The sequence below is a fragment of the Bacillus tuaregi genome (genome assembly GCF_900104575.1).
Lineage (GTDB): Bacteria > Bacillota > Bacilli > Bacillales > Cytobacillaceae > Bacillus_BD > Bacillus_BD tuaregi.
In genome coordinates this window covers 2,065,404-2,082,698 of record NZ_LT629731.1, presented here as the reverse complement: position 1 = coordinate 2,082,698, position 17,295 = coordinate 2,065,404, and the positions used below count along the sequence as shown (strand labels likewise).

The following is a 17,295-nucleotide window of genomic DNA, read 5'->3' as shown; positions in this document are numbered from 1 at the left end:
CTGGAATGAGGTCTGGATGCACATTATTTTCGTTTATTTTTGTAATCAAAATAAAGCCAAATAATTAACACCAGTAAAAGAAAAACCATTGACATCGGTATTAACCACAGACTCTCGCCATCCAGATACCATCCAAGTGCTGTGATGAAGACCGATATGAATGGTGCCATGAAATAAAAAGGTTTTGCATGATATAACCATCCATAAGGAAAAAAATGAGCGCCTGTTATAATGGCAAAAAACATGACCGTGTCCGCCGGGCTTTTACCAATCGCCCAGAAAAGGATAGGAAAATAAATCATTTGAGCAATGTTTAAATAAAAACCGAGGCTTCCTAGAGGAATATCCTTACTTTTCCAATCTGCTTTAATGACTGTAGATAAAACAACAGATAGAGGAAACATTAGGCCAGTGGAAAATAGCATAAAAACACTTTTCTCATAGTTACCAATCGAAAGTAAGAAAATGACGGTAATAATGATCCATATGATGAGTCCGGATAATAAAAAACCAATTCCATTTTTACCTCTTAGCGATAAGGCTATTTTCGATTCGTCTAGATTCAAGGTTACTTCTCACCCTTCCTTTCATCTTTCTGTTCATTCTCTAACATTCATACTAACATGTTTAGGATAAAATTTATATTATTATAAATTTTGTGAAATTCAGTAGGAACGAGGACGGTATCAGCAGCAAAGCTTGGTATCGTTTTCCCCTTTTTGGTTATTCTAATTATGTCTATATATTCAAATCTTAAGTTGTTTACATTTTTTTAGGAGGTTACCTACTTGGTTTTAACAAATCCAATCAATGTATCTGAGGTTGGCTCACTTTGGCAGACCTACCAGGAAAAAACCTTGATTATGCGAATGCTCGAATATTTTATTGAAACCGCAGATGACCCGAAGGCAAGGAATATTTTAGGCGGCCTATGGCAGGAGCTTGATTTTTATGTAAAAGAGATGGAAACCCTCTTTTCTGAACAAGGAATGGTGATACCAGTTGGTTTTACTGCAGAAGATGTGAATCTCGAGGCACCCAAATTGTATGATAACGGCTTTGACATTATGTTTGTCCGGGTGTTAAAGGAAGTCAGTATGGGGCTGTACACTCTTGGTTTTAACATGTCCTACAATAAAAAGGTCATGGGGATCTATGAGGGTCTCACCACCGTTACACAAAAAATCTATAAGCTTTCAACTACCTATTTACTTGAAAAAGGAATTCTAACTCTGCCTCCCAAAGTTACAATGCCAAAGAAAACGGAATTCATTAAAAGTAAAAAATATATGGAAGGTTTTAAACTCATTGGTGATAAAAGGCCATTAAATAATCTGGAAGTCGGCATCCTTCACCATAATCTTGAGGTAAATAATATTGGGATGCAGTTAATTACAGGCTTTGCTCAATGCGCCGAAAACAAAGAAGCCAGAAAATATTTCTTAAAAGGAAAAGAGTTGGCTAAGAAACAGGTCAAAATGATGGAAGAGCTGCTTTTAGAGGCCGACGTTCAGCTATCTGCCGCCTCTGGTGCTACGGTAACCTCATCAACTGTTCCTCCCTTTTCAGATAAATTAATGTTGCACTGCATTTATATCCTGAATGGCTTCGGGTTAGTAGGATCTGGAACAGGTGGATTTTTTAGTTTAAGAAATGATTTAGCCATGAAGGCTTTTGTGCTGGCAAAGGATATATATACCTATGCCCAGGAAGGGATTGAAATTAAAATTAAAAACGGATGGTTTGAAGAACCCCCACAAATGGAAGATCGTCACCACTAATGGATCATGATGGTGATCAATCACAAAATCGACAGGTACCTTTCACCTGTCGATTTACAGTCTTATTTAAGGCCGGCGGCTCTTTCAACTTGTTTTTGGTGTGATGCGTCAGGTTTTCCGTCTACATGTCTCGTGCTGTTCCCGAAGTATACATCAAAATGGCCGGTAATGCCGTTGTTGGCAATGTATTCACGTTCATGAGGCATAAAGCTCATACTGGCGGCAATCCTTCTGCCATCGATTTCAAGAATGACCGCTCGAGGCGTCCAGGAGAAACCGCCCCATATCGATTTGGCTATATTCGTATCATTTATGCTCACCGTTTCACTGTCAGCGTGATTAGCACCTACTGTTCGCGTGATATTAAAGCTTTTACCTGTTGCATAATCCGTTACTTTTGCCGTTTTTCCAATCGTGAAAATATACTGGGCTTCACTCCACCAATCCAATAATTCGCCATGTCTTTCACTGATAACGGGCTTGACAGCAATATGATAGACCGGAACCTTTAATTTTTGACCAATGGAAAGTCTGCTGCTCGTAGTTAAATTATTTGCCCGTAACAATTCAGCCTGAGGTATTCCATATCGGACACTCAAATCCCAAATATTATCACCTGAAGCTACCGTATGAGTTGTATAAGTAATGGTATTGGCTCCTGTCTGCTCAGGTGCGTTCATTCCATCCGGTATCGTCAGTGCTTGCCCTACCTGTAAAGCATCCGATGTTAATTGATTTGCCGAACGAATCTTATCGATTGGAACGTCATACCTCTTAGCAATGGCATAGAGTGTGTCCCCTGAGCGAACTGAATAAGTAAAAGTGACGCGATTTTCAGCCGTAGTCTCTGGTGCCGGTGTTGGAGCTGACTCAGTTGTTCCTGTTGCAGGAGCTGGTTGACTACTCCCGGTTGTTCCAGTAGGAATCGTTAGTGCTTGACCAATTTGTAACGCATCAGTCGTTAATTGATTCGCGCTTTTTAGTTGTGGAACGGTTATTCCAAACCGTTGAGAAATGGCCCATAGGTTATCACCCGCTACAACTGTATAGGTTGTAGGTACAGCTGTTTCTACAGGGGGTGGCTTAACCTGCACCGTACCTGTTTCTGGAGCGATGGTTCCTGTAGGAATGGTTAACACCTGACCAATCCGTAAAAAATCCGTTGATAATTGATTCGCTGTTTTTAATGCATCGACTGTTATGCCAAAGCGTTTCGCAATCAATGATAAACTGTCTCCTGCCACTACCGTATATGTGCTATTGGTTTGCTGTGGAGCAGGAGCTGTATTGCCTTGTGGCGGGGCAATCGCTGCCTTCGATGGAATCGTCAAGGTTTGCCCAATCTGTAATAAATCGGTTGTAAGGTTATTACTTGTTCGTAAAGCATCGACTGTTGTGCCAAAGCGATTGGCAATGGCGAATAAGTTGTCTCCAGCAACCACTCTATAGGTGTTGATTTGTTCTACAGGCTGCGGCTGTGTAGTGGCAGGAGGTGCGGGCTGCTGTTGAGTAACGGGAGCGGGTGCAGGCTGTGTTTGTCCGCTCATCACGGTTGGGATGATCAATACTTGCCCAAGCTGTGTACTATCATTCGTTAAACTGTTTGCTACCTTGATGGCAGACACGGTTGTGCCATATTTCTTAGCGAGCACCGTTAAATAGTCTCCTGTTCCTACTGTGTGAATGGCTTTTGGTATCATGAGTTTCTGATTTAGGTTTAAGTTGTCAGACGTAAGATTGTTCGCTCGTTTGATCAAATCAACGGTTGTGTTAAACCTCTGTGATAAATTCCACAGAGTGTCTCCAGATGCCACTTGATAATATATAGAATCCTCCTGTGCTACTTGAGTTGTATTTACTGAAGTGGATGCCTGTGCAGTTGAAACATTCCCACTCATAAATGGGATAGCCGTAACGGCCATGCCTCCGATGATAACCTTGACCATCGTTACCTTCATATTGGGATAATGTTGTTTCACAATCTGTTTGGCAAGTGAAACCACCGTTTTCTTATCTTTAGGCAACGTACCTAATTCATCAGCAAACTCGGATAAATCCTCTGCCAGATAAAGAACGATTTCATACTCATCACTTTGATTAATTCGCCTTAGCTCGTATTTCTGAATTCGGTCCATACTGCCTCAAGCTCCTTTTCAAAAAAAGTCATTGACAGTAGTGTCCTACGAATTGGATCAAATCATTCTCCTTTTAGCGAACTTTTCGACGAGTGCCTGTCACCCGTCGGTTTACGTCGTTTTTTGTCGATTACCATGTAATCGTCCAACCAAATGGATCCTCCAGTGAGCCGTTTTGGATGCCTGTTAACGTATCATAGAGCATTTGTGTGACTTCGCCTATTTCGCTATTGTTTAGGATGATTCGATTGTCCTTCCATTTGAATTCACCAATTGGTGAGATGACGGCGGCTGTTCCTGTACCAAAGGCCTCCTCTAAGGTTCCGTTATGATAGGCTTCAAGAACCTCATCCATTGAAATTCGGCGCTCCTCAAGAGGGATATTTTTTGATTTTAACAGCTGTATCATGGAATCACGTGTAATACCTGGTAGGATGCTTCCATTTAACTCAGGTGTTACAACGATACCATTTATTTTGAAGAAGATATTCATGCTTCCTACCTCTTCTATGTATCGCCTTTCAATCCCGTCTAACCATAAGGTTTGCGAATATCCATCCTTGCTTGCAAGCTCTTGTCCTTTCAGACTGCTAGCATAGTTCCCACCTGTTTTTGCGGCGCCCGTTCCCCCTGCAACAGCCCGTACATAATGCTGCTCCACTTGAATTTTTACGGGCTTTATCCCTTCTTTGTAGTAAGACCCCACCGGTGACATAATGATGATCAATTGGAACCTCTTAGAAGAGGACACGCCCAAACACGGATCGGTTGCGATGATGAATGGACGGATATACAGGGACGTTCCTGGATTCGTCGGAATCCATTCACGGTCGACTGTAATTAATCCTTTCAATGCTTCTAATACATGCTCCTCATTAATCGCAGGAATGCATAGCCGTTCATTAGAGGCATTTAATCGTTTAAAATTGCTTTTTGGCCGGAATAACCGCACCTTTTGGTCGATTGTCAGATACGCCTTTAAGCCTTCAAATACCGTTTGACCATAATGAAAAACCTTTGCTGCTGGATCTAAGGAAATGGATTGATACGGTAGGATTCGTGGATCATGCCAGCCCTTTTCGTCAGTATAATCTTCGATAAACATATGGTCAGTAAAAAACTGTCCAAAGCCTAACTGGTTACTGATAGGTTTATCTTTTTTAACCTTGGTTAATTCCATTTTTATTTTCATCATCATAGCCCCCATAGTCATTTGCATAAACATTTCAAATAGAATGAAGATTTATTTCTCATCTTACTCTGGGGGTGTCGATTCGTAAAATATATATAAACTATACAAACTATAGGTTAAAGTTATAGTGGATTAAGGTTTATGCATTTGGATATACTTAATAAACTCTCGTGCCGCAAAGGAAAGATATTTATTTTTCTTGTAAATCAGAACTAACTGCCACTCGATTTGTGGAGAGGTCAAGGAAATCGTATGGACGTTTTGATTGATAAGCCTTACCATCGACCGAGGAATTAATGAAATTCCAAGCCTTGCTGATACCATTTCACCGATTAAATCCCAAAGTGAACTTTTGTAAGTCACAATGGGTTCAAATCCCGACTGCATACACGCTTGTTTCACCACATCATGAAGGGCATAATTTTCGGTTAAAAGGATAAAGGATTCATTCTTTAAATCTGCTAAACTTACTGAATCGCTTTTGACTAGCCAATGCTCACTATCTACAAGGACCACGAGTTCTTCAGATAACAATGGGACCGTTTCAAAACGTTCGGAATCTACCGGAAGAACCGTAATTCCTAAATCAATATCTCCTTGCTCAACCCTAGTCTTTAATTGCTTCGCATTATATTCAACCATTTGGATATCTATTTGTGGATATTCCTTCTTAAATCCGGCAAGGACATTAGGAAAAAGGATGACACCGGTTGTCGGCATTAATCCCAATTTCACGGTTCCTTTTTTTACTTGCGCCAGCTCATTTACAGAAGAATAAACATCCTCAAGTGACTGAAGAATCTTTAATGCTTGATCAAAAACGATTACGCCTGCATCAGTCAATTCAATTTTTCTCTCTGAACGATCCAATAATGTGACCTTTAATTCATCCTCAAGGCTTTTGATCATCTTGCTGATGGATGGTTGCGAGACATGCAAGATTTGTGATGCTTTTGTAAAGTTCTTTTGTCTAGCCACTTCTACAAAATATTTAAGGTGCTGTATATCCATATAATAAACCCCTTTGGTTTTTAGGTGTATCACTCTCTTAACAATAATAAAAAAACCAGCAAAAGTGAACAAACAACACTTATTGACATAAATCGACAGGTGCCTGGCACCTGAGATGCCTGCTTATGGTAAGGTTCTTCTAATTCCCTCCTGATAGGTTGTTTTTGGTAGGGGTCCGATTTGCGTTTCGTATTTTTTTCCCGATAAGAGGACGGGTTCTTCTGTTAAGTACATCATCTCGACAATCTCCCTCATGAATGGTTGGAAGATTCCGATAAATCGAATCATATTTTTGGAGACTGTTCTAAATGACTTCTGATAGCCTGCTTCGTTCCGTACGATTTCTAATATTTCTTCACCCGTGATGGGGCGTGCAGCTGGGATATTCCAATTTTGATTATACGCCTCTTCTCTTCTCGCTAATTCCACCATTGCTTTTGCAGCGTCCGGGGTAAAAATATACTCTCGAGGCACGTTTATGGGACCAACAAAATTAGCTGTTTTATTACGAGCGACATTTTTGAGTGTTTCATGAAGGATGGTATTTTCGGCATGGGGGCCGTATACATCTGGTAGATGCACAATCAAATAAGGAACGAGACTGCTTTTGATTCTATTTTCCATCGCGAGACGGATTTTCCCCTTTTTTGTATGTGGCTTCTTCTCCGTCTCTTCCTGTACCTCTATTCCTGGCTGTCTTCCATAAGCATAAATATTATCCGCTAAGACGATTTTGGCTCCGTGTTTTTCTGCTCCCTTAATCATGTTTTCAATGCATAAAGGATGTGTCTTCTCCCAAGTTTCATAAGGAAAGCTCACTGCATGAAAAATGACATCGACCCCATCAGCCGCCTCCAACACGTCCTTCTCGACGAGAGCATCTCCTGAAAAAATGGATACCCTTGGCACATGCTGGTAGAAATCATGTAATTTTTTCTGTCCTCGGGCAAAAGCAACTACCTCTATGCCTCGTTCAACAAGCTCAAGAACCAACGCCGAACCAATCCCACCTGTTGCACCTAATACCAATGCTTTCTTCATATAAAACAGCCTCCTATTTTTATTAACCGCTGGTCAATACGATATAAAAAATGTAGGCAAGCGTCACACCTGCCTAAAATATTATGAAGCATATTATCCCTTTAGTCCTTTTATAATAAAATTTACATGTGCTTGAGCAGCCAAACGTGCTTCTTCAAAGCTTTCAACATATCCACGATAATGAGATACAAAGCCGTGAAGCGCAAGAAATGCCGACCAGACATCTACAATTTTCAACTTTTTGTCTGACAATGATTGAACTGTTTCAGCAAACCTTTGATAGCTCTGGCTGGCGGATGCTTGTGAAAGACTATCCACTTCTGAATTTCTGATCAAAAACATCAGCTCATACTGACTTTGATGATTTAAGCCAAATTCAATATAGCTGAGTAGTACAGAGTACAGCTTTGTGGTATCATCCTCAGGTCCTTCAATCGTTTCTTCTAACCGACGCTTCAGCTTAGAAAAATCCTCCTCAACCACCGCATAAAACAATTCGGCTTTATTTTTAAAATGATAATAGATAGCTCCATGACTACATCCAAGAAGCTGTGCAATACTGCGCATCGATACCCGTTGAAACCCTTTTTCAACAAACTGAAGCCGGGCTTTTTCGAGTATTAATTCTTTTGTCAGTTCCTGAGAGGTTGGTTTACGAGGGGACATCTGCGAAAAACTCCTTTATTGACCACTGGTTAATAATAGTATAACAGCTTCTTTTATAGAATAAAAGCAGTATTCATACTTTTTATGAAAGGACCTGATCAAATTCGCCCGTTGAATTTGCCTCCGGATTACCTGTGCTCGCTCGGCTAAACGACCTTTAAAAAAGCGCAGGAATCGCCGGAGACTTACCTTCATTCCTTTTCTGAAAAATACTCTGTAAACTCCCGCTTCAAGTCGATGCCGTCTTCCTTTAGTAACTCTTTCGCGAGGTAATAGCCACTAGCCATAACACCCGCTACGCCAAAGCCAGGAAACACCCATTGTCCCACCAAATATAAATCGTTTAGATCCGTTCTTTGTTTCAAATACCTTCCATATTCCTTTTCTGCTATGGACCATCCCATAAACGAGCCTTTCTCGCTGTATGTATACCTCTCGTAGGTTAGTGGCGTTGAAAGCTCATGAAAAACAGTCGCCTTCCTAAATTCCGCACCCAAATGATGGTTGATTCGATTTAAAATGGTTTCTTCAACCCGTTTCTTCAATAATCGATAGTCCTCCCCGCGCACCTTTCCTTCCTCTGTTCTCCAATTATCCTCATAGCTGTACTCAAGAGGAATTAGCGCAACAAGTGGCTGATATCGGTCCTCTTCCTGTTTCGGATAGATATTGATGACGATTGGTGCCGTTTCCTCATTGTATTCTTCAGGCACCTTCTGATAATCCTTGCTTCCTGTGATGCTAATACATTTCACCTTTCCAAAATCATACTTTTCTTCCACAGCCATAAATAAAGCACATATAGAAGGAAATATCTTTTTATCAGCAATCCTTCCCTGGCATTTTTTCACACCTTTCTCCTTTCCCTGAATCCAGCTATAGGTATAGTGTGGTGATGCATTGCTAATGACCTTTCCGTAGTATTCATCTCCGTCCTTTGTCCTGACGCCATAGGCACGTCCATCCTTCACAAGAATCTCGCATACCTCTGTCTTAAGCTTCAATAGGCCGCCGTTTCGATTCAGACCTGTAACGGCTGCATTTGGAATCGCCTGCATTCCTTTTCGCGGATATTCAGTATGACCGAATACGCCCCACTGATAAGCAAATGCCATAAACACCATCGGATAGGGACAGTAGGAATAGATAGCGGTTTTTAATTCATTAGAAGTGGTTATTTGGTCAAGGACTTTCCTCGCATCCTTATTGCCATATTTCATAAACATCGGCTTTTGCTTTTTGGTTTTGATGCCAAAGCGAAGCAACTGAAGCCAATTCATATCATAGGGTGGATCCGGTGCTTCTGTACCGGAAAACATTTCTTGATTGATCGTTTCAATTATGTAAAAAAGTTTCATAATCTCCTTTTTGTTGTCAGGAAATTCACGTATGAAATCTTCTTTAAGGCTCTCAGCGCTGAATTCATGCTTTTTGCCATCGATATAACCATTCATAGCTCCGCAACAGGGCACTGTATCAATCGGTGGTGCTCCCCAGAATTCTAGGAACTGAGGGATAGCCTGGTTTTCTTTTAATTCATAAAGTCCATGAATCCCTAAATCAAAATGGACTCCTTTTCTTGTAAAAGACGTGACAAGACCTCCGGGAATATGATGCTTTTCCAGCACCAGTACCCTTTTATGATACTTGGCTAAAAAATTGGCAGCACTTAAGCCACCCATCCCTGCACCAATGATGATGAAATCATAATTTTCCATCGTAAGCACCACACTCATAATCAAATTCGCCCGTCGAATTTGCGTCCGGATTTTTATCGAGCTCGCTCGGGTAAACTACCTTTAAAAATCCGTGACATCCGCCGGAGGCTTAACTTCATTCAGCCGGGGTTTGAACCCCCACTGAATCGAAGTACCATTTGCATACATCCCCCACTTGTAGAAGTGGAGGACTTTTGCTGAATGAAGTTAAATTTAAAAGAAACGATAGGAACTTTATTTAGTAGTTATTTTGGGTTGATTCATGAAGAGAATGGATTAAAGGTGAAGACAACTCTATGGGGATATGATTCTGCGAAGCAGTATATAACTCTATGTTCATTTTACAACATGTACAGGAATTAATTGTGTCGGGCTCTTGAACAACATGAGCTAAGACTGCTATTTAACAGGAAATACGAATATATACATCTGCATCCCCTATTAATTATTAACGGTATAACCCTACTATTTTAATTTTTCTAAAATTATTGACATATGTCAGATAAAGGAATATTCTGTTAATGACATATGTTAGAAATAGGGTTTTTCTTTTATTGTCATGAACCACCATCATGAATAGCTCTATGGTAATACTATTAATCTATGGCACGAACATCATAATCATTTTAAGGGGACAGGTGAAAGCATGGACGTGGAGGACAAAATTTCGAGGATTATCAAGCTGCTCACTAGCAAAGGCTATAAAGCTACTGCTTCAAGATCCATCATCATCAAGCTGTTTGTCGAGTCAACTGAACATTTACGACCCGAACAAATCTATCTATTGACGAAGGAACATGGGGTCAGTCTACCGACTGTATATCGTAATATTGATGTGTTAAAGAAAATGGGTGTTATTAATGAGGTCATCATGAATAACAGCAGATATTACGAGCTTAGTATGTTTAGTAAAAAGAAGCTTCATATGCATTTTCAGTGTAAGGTGTGCGGTCAAATTAAAGAATACTCCGATAGTCATATTTTCAATGAATTAATTGAGCAAAGGGATTATGTGGAAGAAATATTTAATGACGATATTGATGACATCATGATGGTTATGAGCGGTATTTGTAGCTCCTGTAAGAATAACAAGCAGCTTGAGGATGACTCAAACCTTCATACTGAGGATGCTTCAAGAGAGATTTTAGAAAACACTCTAGCATATAAATGACATATGCCTTAAACAATTCAATTTGATAGGATAACTCTTCTCTTTTTTGTAAGGCTCTGTTAAACATGAGTGTTGATTTTCGTTCCAGGCACTTCGCTTTCCGCAGGCGACCGCCGAGCCTCCTCGACACTTCGTGTCTGCGGGGTCTCGTCTGTTTCGCTTCTCCTGCAGGAGTCTGCGTGCCTTCCACTACAATCAACCTGCTTGAAAATAAACATTGTGCTTTAACACAGCTTTTTGTAAAGGGGTGATTGATGAAATGGCAAGACCTAAGAAGTGGCGGAAAGTATGCTGTTTACCAGCCAGCAGCCAATTCGGCCCATTTGATGTAGAAACAGAACAAGATCATTTTGTGACCATGAATATTGAAGAATATGAAACCATTAGACTGATTGATTTGGAAGGGCTAACACAGGAGGACTGTGCGAAGCAAATGGATATTGCTAGAACAACTGTTCAAGGAATCTATAATGATGCGAGAAAAAAACTGGCCGAATCCCTTGTGCTTGGAAAAAGGCTACGAATTGAAGGCGGAAATTATAAGCTTTGTGAAAGTGATGGCAAACCATGTCGGGGCTGTGGCTGCCGTAAAAGAAGAGCGCTGATGATGGATTCAAGCGATACCTAAAAAATAAGAGTGTCAGGCATCTTATTGGTACTTGACACTCTATCCATCTCCCTACTTTTCACACAAAACTTTATCATTTATTCTAATATTTCCAATCAAATTCAACCGTCGAATTTGCGTCCGGATTACCTGAGCTCGCTCGGGTAAACTACCTTTAAAAAATCGCATGACTCGCCGGAGGCTTAACTTCATTCAGCCGGGGTTTGTACCCCACTGAATCGAAGGACCATTTGCCTTCATCCCCCACTTGTAGAAGTGGAGGACTTCTGTACCTGTCGCAAGCTTCGGTACAAAAAGCATTTGCTGAATGAAGTTAAACACATGTAAACGATTGAATTTGTCTCAGACTGATGCCAAAGAACACCCAATTCCAACCAGTCCAGCGCCAGCCAGAGACAGAAGTGCGTCCGACAAATACTGGGAAGAACCAAAATTGCTGGCGATTATTCAGCCACACATACGTGTATCGGAATAAACAGCCCCTAATACTGCCGGGATCAACGGCAAATGTTCCCATTTGCTGTGTTTGTGCAGGAACGAACGATGGTGGCGGTCCGCTTGGCGGTCCCGATTGGGAGCCTGGACCAGGTCCTTGAGTTCCAGGAGGTCCTGGAGGTGGTCCCATGGGTCCTCCCTGTGAAGGAAATAAAGGACCAAAAATTCTTTCATCATAACCTTCCTGATATAATTCCTCAGCTGGAAACGATGATAATGGATAAGCTTCTAACTGCTGATATGGATGATGGTCATAGCTATGATATGGGTATGGATACATTTTGGGCACATCCTTTCTGTTATCACCAACATCCTATTCAGACGTATAGGGACTCTCAACTTGTACTTGTATAATTGTGCCTTTAACCAGAATTTCTTGAAAAGTAACCGGTTAACACCCAAATTTACGGCTGGTTCTAGTGCTTTAGCTTCTTATTGGAGGATTCCCTTTATCTAAATCTGGTTTAGACGCTTTTCTTTACAATTGCTTTCCTTCAAAATATCTCCCATGTTTATCATCTGTGGTGCCTGACACCCATAATGATTTATCTTATTCGATGATAGATTCGTAAAATGATTAGTAGCAATCCGATGATGAAAGCTGTGGCTAATAGAACCATCGCTGATGGGAAAAGTCCAAATGCGTCCATCATGGTCGAACTATTATCCTTAAGCGCTGGTACAATAAAGAGGAGCCAGCCAACCCCCACTACCGGTATCAGTTGCGGAATGAAGCGCAGATAGTATCTCCAAGCTGGATGCTGCTTTCGACTCTCTGCCCATCCTTTGCTTCTCACCAGCCCTTTGATACCTAAAAATAAATAAAGCAAGGTGACCGCTCCAAGTGATAAATCAATGATTTTCGGAGTTGGAGCCTTTATTTCCGGCTCTTGTCCCTCCGTTATTTGAATAATTCCTGAACTCATTTCATAGGCATGCTCGAAGGTAGTCGTGAAGCTATTTAGAAGAACGGCGACTGCATAGCCACTGCTTGGGACAATATCCTGCTGCGACTGAAAGGTGGAAATGGAGCCGCTATGTGAAATGCGTGCTGGCTTCGTCTTTGGTGAGCTTAATGACCAGCCGAGTCCATATTTTTCACTGTCAGGCTGCGGTGTATAGGATTCTGTCAGCAGCTCCTGTGATAAAATTTGTCTCCCTGCTTCATTTTTCCCCTCGTTCGTATGCATGGCTAACCATTTTCCCATATCATTTGCGGTCGTAAACAAGCTTCCAGAGCCGCTAAACATTTTCTCAAGCTCTGTCCATGGCATGGCTGTGCCATATAATGTGACATAGCCTCGCGGAATCGCTAATTCCCCTTCAAGCTCGCTCGTATGAACCGCTGATACGGAGTCCTTCATTTCAAGCGGAGTGAAGACCTTTTCGGTTAAGTAATCATTGAACTCCATCCCGCTCATTTGCTCCACCAAATAAGCTAAGGTCCAATAGTTTGCATTACTGTAATTATATTTTTCTCCAGGGTCAGTCTGAAGCTTCCAATCATGAAAACGTTCAACCCCTTCCTTTAACGTCTTTGCTGGAGCTACAATAGTCGGATTTGGAAGACCAGAGGTGTGACTCAACAGCTGCCGTACCGTCACCTGTTTCCATCTAGCATCATCTACGGTTATTTCCGGCAGATAATTTATAATCGGGTCGTCCAATTTTATTTTCCCTTCATCGACCAATTGTAAAACCGCAAATGCCGTAAAGGGCTTTGTTCCAGAAGCCAGTCCTATCTTAGAATGCGCTGTTAATGGTTTTCCTACCGAATCATGACCATAGCCCATTTCATAGAGGACCTTTCCACCCTTCACCACGACAATGGCTGCACCAGGCAGTCCGTTTTTATCTATATAACCATTAACATACTCATCAATTGCTCCTGTATCGAATGATGGGGTAGCGTTTACTGATAAAGGGACCTTCCACATTTGAATCAACAGAATGAGCATTAGCAGAATGATTACCCCGTTTTTCCTCAACATATTAAAACTCCTTTTTTATACAATAGCTCTAGTTAACCCTTTTTCCATTCACAAACAATGGTTAATTTCTTATCCTTTAGTGTTCCAGTAATCGTCCCATTCATTTTTTCCATTAAGCCTTTCACAATTGATAAGCCTAGCCCGGTGCTTTTTCCCGTACGAGATTGATCGGCCATATAGAATCGATCGAACATACGGCTCACAGCTTCTTCCGTTAACGAATGGGCATCATTTGTCACCGTTAATCGAGCTGTTGAAGCATAATCATCAAGGCTGACCATGATATTTCCATCTGAATGGGTAATGGCATTGGCAAGTAAATTTTCAATCACTCTCGTGACAGCTGATCCATCAGAGTGAATGAAAATATCTTGATCAGGCAGGTGAATCATGGGTTCCATATTCCTCTCCTTAAATCGGTCATAAAAGCTCATTAATGCATCGATTGTGAGGTTCTTTAGGCTGATTTTTTTCGATTTCAGATGGTAATCTGTCGATTCAATCACGCTCAGTTCAAAGAAGTCCTTTAATAATGTCTCCAGTCTTCTAGCGCGACTATTGGCAATCGATAGCCATTCCTTCCTTTCCTTTTCGGTCACATCCTCTGCCTCAGCCATTTGGATGTAGCCGAGAATAGAGGTTAATGGGGTCCTTAAGTCATGTGACATATTGGCAATGGCTTGTCTTTGCTCCTGCTCAAAACGGACTCGTCTTCGATTTTCTGACACGTAAAGATCAATCAGTTGATTGATTTCTAATCCGAGCCTTTCCATATCTTGATCCCCAAGCACCATATCCATTTTTTTGTTCGTTTTACGTTGGTTATAGAGCTGCAGCTGCTCGGTTATATTTTTCACTTCTTTTTTAAGCGAGAGTAAACGAATGAGCAAAAATAAAGCTGATAATAATATGAAGATTCCAAGATAAACCATCGCCCTCACCCGCTTGCCTGATCATTATTTAATTTCTTTTCTTTTGAAAAGATAAAGGCCGAACATTGTTAAGATTATGAGCCAAACGACGCCAATCATAATCGATTTTAGAATATCCCCGTTTGTCATGCCTGCCTTAAACACTTCACTTAATTGGTAAAAGAACGTATTCTCATACAGCATTTGAATAAAGGGTGTCGTGACAAATTTTTCGATGATAAACATGATAATCGAAAGTAAAAGGGTAAATAAAATCGTCTTCCCGCTATCCTCCGTTATAATGGCAATCAACAGCACCAGCGAGGTAAAACATAAAAATTGCAGTGTAAACAAGCTAAAGGCTCGTCCAAGATAAATAATCTGAGAAAAAGACAATAGTTCCCCTTGTCCAAATAGGATAACCATGATTATACCAGTCAATAATGGAACCAATACCGTGATGATGACGGCTCCAACTGAAAAAACAAGATACTTCGCCAAATAAATTTGACTTCTTTTATTTCCGCTTATGATTTGGTTTTTGATGACACTAGTCTGTGAAAATTCAGTTGAGATATAAAACCCTGCTAGAGCACTAGCTATTAGATTAAAAAATAAGGGAAGGATGAAAACAGTTAAAGCGTTTAATTCACTTAATCCAACCTGATCAAATTCTGTTCCGGATAGTTGCCACCATTCAATGATAACGAGAAAGTGGAGTAAGACGCTCAATCCTGTAATCGTTCCAAGTAGTACCCAGAAGGATTGATTCCGCTGTAATTTAAATATTTCTGCCCTAATCAGATTAGTCATGCTCGGCACCCCCTACAAGCTTAGAAAAATAGTTTTCCAGACTATCTCCATTTTGTGAGAGATGTTCAATAACAAGACCATCGCTTGTTAAAGCACGTGAAACAGTACGGACATCATCAAGATAATCGTAAAGCTTAATCGTGCCGTCTGGCATGACTTCAAAATCCGTTGTGGATAGTTGATTTTCTAGAACCGTGGCACCCTTAGCAGAATTATCGACCTTTATCCGTAAATGCTGCCGGCATTTCTCATCAAGCTCCTTTGATGAGAGTTCCTCCAGCAATTTCCCTTTATGGATAATACCGAAGCTAGTGGCAAGCTGATGGAGCTCACTCAAAATATGACTGGAAATGAACACGGTTAGTCCTTTTTCACGATTTAATTTTTTAATTAATTCCCTTAGCTCCACAATCCCCATAGGATCTAACCCATTTGTTGGCTCATCCAGGATGATGAATTCGGGATCACTTAAAAGTGTCATCGCCAATCCAAGTCTTTGCTTCATTCCAAGTGAAAAATTCTTGGCTTTTTTCTTGCCCGTACCGGTTAGTCCAACAAGCTCCAGTGTTTTTTCAATACATGCCTTTCCTGGGATTCCCTTTTGCAATCGTTGAACCTCTAAATTTTCATAGGCACTCATGTTGAGAAAAAGTGCTGGATTCTCGATGATAGCCCCCATTCTTTTTTGTGCATCTGTTAAAGCATTTGGATTATCATTCCCGAACAGTTCAATGGTTCCGCTTGTCGGAAAGGCAAGACCGGTAACTAAGCGCAGCATGGTTGATTTTCCCGCCCCATTTTGTCCAATAAAGCCGTAGATTTCTCCTTTTTTAATCGATACATTTATATTATGAATCGCAAAATCATCTTTATATTTTTTCGATAGGTCCTTGGTTCTTAAAATATATTCACTCATCTATTTGCCTCCTTACTAGCTCTTCCTATAGTATCAGGGATAAAAGATAAGAAAAGCTTAAGGTAAAGCTTAAGAAAACCTTAAGAATTAAGGCGATACCCCATTCCCCAAATCGTTTCGATATAATCTTCATCCGGATTGGCCTTCATGAGTTTATTGCGCAGGTTACTCATGTGAACATTGACCGTATTATCGTCCCCATGAAAGGGCTCATTCCATACACTTTCGAACAGATTCGATTTCGAAAAGACCTTCTTTGGGGATGACATTAGAAGGGCTAATATTGCGTATTCACGGGCTGTTAAGGTCAGTAAGTCCCCATTCACTGTAACCGTTTTGGCTTCTAAATCCATTTGAATATCCTTATGTAGTAAGTGATTCTTTTGTTTCGTTTCATTGCTATAGTGATATCTTCTCAGAAGAGCATCAATCCTAGCCGATACCTCCTCCACATCAAATGGCTTAGAGATAAAATCATCTGCACCAGCGCGTAAACAATCAATTTTCGTCTGTTGCTCATTTTTAGCCGATATGATCATGATGGGTATCGGTCCCTTCGACCGGATTTCTGTCAGCAACTCCTCACCGGTCATCCCAGGAAGCATTAAATCTAATAGGATGAGGTCCCATTTTTGTTTTTCTAAATAGAGCATCGCTTCTGTACCCGAATAGACGGGCTGCGGGAGGTATTGACTTTTTTTTATAATCCTGCAGAGTAACTGATTGATGTCATTATCATCTTCAACGACTAATATGTTTATTTGCTTATCCACTTGTTTTCTCCATTTCTTTCTGAATTAATCACATTCCATATAACCAGTAAAAA

Annotated in this window: 17 protein-coding genes; 4 read left to right on the top strand and 13 right to left on the bottom strand. The window is 40.7% G+C overall.

All coding sequences use genetic code 11. From position 1 onward, the window contains the following. Positions 1-23: 23 nt before the first annotated feature. Entirely contained in the window at positions 24-566 is a 543-nt protein-coding gene (locus BQ5321_RS12250; RefSeq protein WP_071394762.1) for a DUF7010 family protein, read from the bottom strand. A gap of 222 nt (positions 567-788) precedes the next feature. Here BQ5321_RS12250 and BQ5321_RS12245 point away from each other — a divergent pair, with 222 nt between their 5' ends. Then, a complete protein-coding gene (locus BQ5321_RS12245) occupies positions 789-1,781 on the top strand; it encodes a DUF3231 family protein (RefSeq protein WP_071394761.1) in 993 nt (330 codons plus the stop codon). Between the two features lie 62 nt (positions 1,782-1,843). Here the strand turns inward: BQ5321_RS12245 and BQ5321_RS12240 are convergent, their stop codons facing one another. The 6 genes from BQ5321_RS12240 to BQ5321_RS12215 all read right to left on the bottom strand — a co-directional run bounded on the left by BQ5321_RS12240 (position 1,844) and on the right by BQ5321_RS12215 (position 9,562). Next, positions 1,844-3,916 (bottom strand): LysM peptidoglycan-binding domain-containing protein, encoded by a 2,073-nt coding sequence (locus BQ5321_RS12240; RefSeq protein ID WP_071394760.1) that lies wholly within the window; start codon positions 3,914-3,916, stop codon positions 1,844-1,846. Positions 3,917-4,046: 130 nt separating this feature from the next. After that, positions 4,047-5,114, bottom strand: coding sequence for a branched-chain amino acid aminotransferase (locus BQ5321_RS12235; RefSeq protein WP_390622162.1), 1,068 nt, complete (start codon positions 5,112-5,114; stop codon positions 4,047-4,049). 126 nt (positions 5,115-5,240) lie between these two features. Beyond that, positions 5,241-6,119 (bottom strand): LysR family transcriptional regulator, encoded by an 879-nt coding sequence (locus BQ5321_RS12230; protein ID WP_071394758.1) that lies wholly within the window; start codon positions 6,117-6,119, stop codon positions 5,241-5,243. Between the two features lie 123 nt (positions 6,120-6,242). Beyond that, entirely contained in the window at positions 6,243-7,160 is a 918-nt protein-coding gene (locus tag BQ5321_RS12225; RefSeq protein WP_071394757.1) for an SDR family NAD(P)-dependent oxidoreductase, read from the bottom strand. A gap of 93 nt (positions 7,161-7,253) precedes the next feature. Then, a complete protein-coding gene (locus tag BQ5321_RS12220) occupies positions 7,254-7,826 on the bottom strand; it encodes a TetR/AcrR family transcriptional regulator (RefSeq protein ID WP_071394756.1) in 573 nt (190 codons plus the stop codon). Positions 7,827-8,017: 191 nt separating this feature from the next. Further along, entirely contained in the window at positions 8,018-9,562 is a 1,545-nt protein-coding gene (locus tag BQ5321_RS12215; protein WP_071394755.1) for a phytoene desaturase family protein, read from the bottom strand. A gap of 183 nt (positions 9,563-9,745) precedes the next feature. On the opposite strand from BQ5321_RS12215, the gene BQ5321_RS24275 reads away from it, so the two are divergent. The 3 genes from BQ5321_RS24275 (at position 9,746) to BQ5321_RS12205 (ending at position 11,343) form a co-directional block, all read left to right on the top strand. After that, positions 9,746-9,907, top strand: coding sequence for a hypothetical protein (locus BQ5321_RS24275; RefSeq protein WP_159433429.1), 162 nt, complete (start codon positions 9,746-9,748; stop codon positions 9,905-9,907). A gap of 283 nt (positions 9,908-10,190) precedes the next feature. Then, complete coding sequence (locus BQ5321_RS12210; protein ID WP_071394754.1) at positions 10,191-10,715, top strand: Fur family transcriptional regulator; 525 nt, start codon at positions 10,191-10,193, stop codon at positions 10,713-10,715. A gap of 259 nt (positions 10,716-10,974) precedes the next feature. Beyond that, a complete protein-coding gene (locus BQ5321_RS12205; RefSeq protein ID WP_071394753.1) occupies positions 10,975-11,343 on the top strand; it encodes a DUF134 domain-containing protein in 369 nt (122 codons plus the stop codon). A gap of 313 nt (positions 11,344-11,656) precedes the next feature. On the opposite strand, the gene BQ5321_RS12200 is transcribed toward BQ5321_RS12205, so the two are convergent. The 6 genes from BQ5321_RS12200 to BQ5321_RS12175 form a co-directional block, all read right to left on the bottom strand. Further along, complete coding sequence (locus BQ5321_RS12200; RefSeq protein ID WP_071394752.1) at positions 11,657-12,118, bottom strand: hypothetical protein; 462 nt, start codon at positions 12,116-12,118, stop codon at positions 11,657-11,659. 265 nt (positions 12,119-12,383) lie between these two features. Next, positions 12,384-13,829, bottom strand: a complete 1,446-nt coding sequence (locus BQ5321_RS23740; RefSeq protein WP_084786756.1) for a serine hydrolase domain-containing protein — start codon at positions 13,827-13,829, stop codon at positions 12,384-12,386. Between the two features lie 32 nt (positions 13,830-13,861). Next, positions 13,862-14,761 (bottom strand): sensor histidine kinase, encoded by a 900-nt coding sequence (locus BQ5321_RS12190; protein ID WP_071394751.1) that lies wholly within the window; start codon positions 14,759-14,761, stop codon positions 13,862-13,864. Positions 14,762-14,785: 24 nt separating this feature from the next. Beyond that, positions 14,786-15,553: an ABC transporter permease gene (locus BQ5321_RS12185; protein WP_071394750.1), complete on the bottom strand. Its 768-nt coding sequence runs from the start codon at positions 15,551-15,553 to the stop codon at positions 14,786-14,788. After that, the gene (locus BQ5321_RS12180; RefSeq protein WP_071394749.1) at positions 15,546-16,469 is read right to left on the bottom strand and encodes an ATP-binding cassette domain-containing protein; all 924 of its coding nucleotides are present in this window, start codon (positions 16,467-16,469) and stop codon (positions 15,546-15,548) included. The genes BQ5321_RS12185 and BQ5321_RS12180 overlap by 8 nt, the downstream gene beginning before the upstream one ends. An 80-nt stretch (positions 16,470-16,549) precedes the next feature. After that, positions 16,550-17,242 carry a response regulator transcription factor gene (locus BQ5321_RS12175; protein WP_071394748.1) on the bottom strand — a complete coding sequence of 231 codons (693 nt, stop codon included), beginning with the start codon at positions 17,240-17,242 and terminating at the stop codon, positions 16,550-16,552. Positions 17,243-17,295 lie beyond the last annotated feature (53 nt).

Excerpts from the sequence above, each read along its gene's own strand:
- BQ5321_RS12240 (WP_071394760.1), bottom strand. The coding sequence starts at position 3,916 with ATGGACCGAATTCAGAAATACGAGCTAAGGCGAATTAATCAAAGTGAT.
- BQ5321_RS12235 (WP_390622162.1), bottom strand. The coding sequence starts at position 5,114 with ATGATGATGAAAATAAAAATGGAATTAACCAAGGTTAAAAAAGATAAA.
- BQ5321_RS12230 (WP_071394758.1), bottom strand. The coding sequence starts at position 6,119 with ATGGATATACAGCACCTTAAATATTTTGTAGAAGTGGCTAGACAAAAG.
- BQ5321_RS12225 (WP_071394757.1), bottom strand. The coding sequence starts at position 7,160 with ATGAAGAAAGCATTGGTATTAGGTGCAACAGGTGGGATTGGTTCGGCG.
- BQ5321_RS12220 (WP_071394756.1), bottom strand. The coding sequence starts at position 7,826 with ATGTCCCCTCGTAAACCAACCTCTCAGGAACTGACAAAAGAATTAATA.
- BQ5321_RS12215 (WP_071394755.1), bottom strand. The coding sequence starts at position 9,562 with ATGAGTGTGGTGCTTACGATGGAAAATTATGATTTCATCATCATTGGT.
- BQ5321_RS24275 (WP_159433429.1), top strand. The coding sequence starts at position 9,746 with ATGAAGTTAAATTTAAAAGAAACGATAGGAACTTTATTTAGTAGTTAT.
- BQ5321_RS12210 (WP_071394754.1), top strand. The coding sequence starts at position 10,191 with ATGGACGTGGAGGACAAAATTTCGAGGATTATCAAGCTGCTCACTAGC.
- BQ5321_RS12205 (WP_071394753.1), top strand. The coding sequence starts at position 10,975 with ATGGCAAGACCTAAGAAGTGGCGGAAAGTATGCTGTTTACCAGCCAGC.
- BQ5321_RS12200 (WP_071394752.1), bottom strand. The coding sequence starts at position 12,118 with ATGTATCCATACCCATATCATAGCTATGACCATCATCCATATCAGCAG.
- BQ5321_RS23740 (WP_084786756.1), bottom strand. The coding sequence starts at position 13,829 with ATGTTGAGGAAAAACGGGGTAATCATTCTGCTAATGCTCATTCTGTTG.
- BQ5321_RS12190 (WP_071394751.1), bottom strand. The coding sequence starts at position 14,761 with ATGGTTTATCTTGGAATCTTCATATTATTATCAGCTTTATTTTTGCTC.
- BQ5321_RS12185 (WP_071394750.1), bottom strand. The coding sequence starts at position 15,553 with ATGACTAATCTGATTAGGGCAGAAATATTTAAATTACAGCGGAATCAA.
- BQ5321_RS12180 (WP_071394749.1), bottom strand. The coding sequence starts at position 16,469 with ATGAGTGAATATATTTTAAGAACCAAGGACCTATCGAAAAAATATAAA.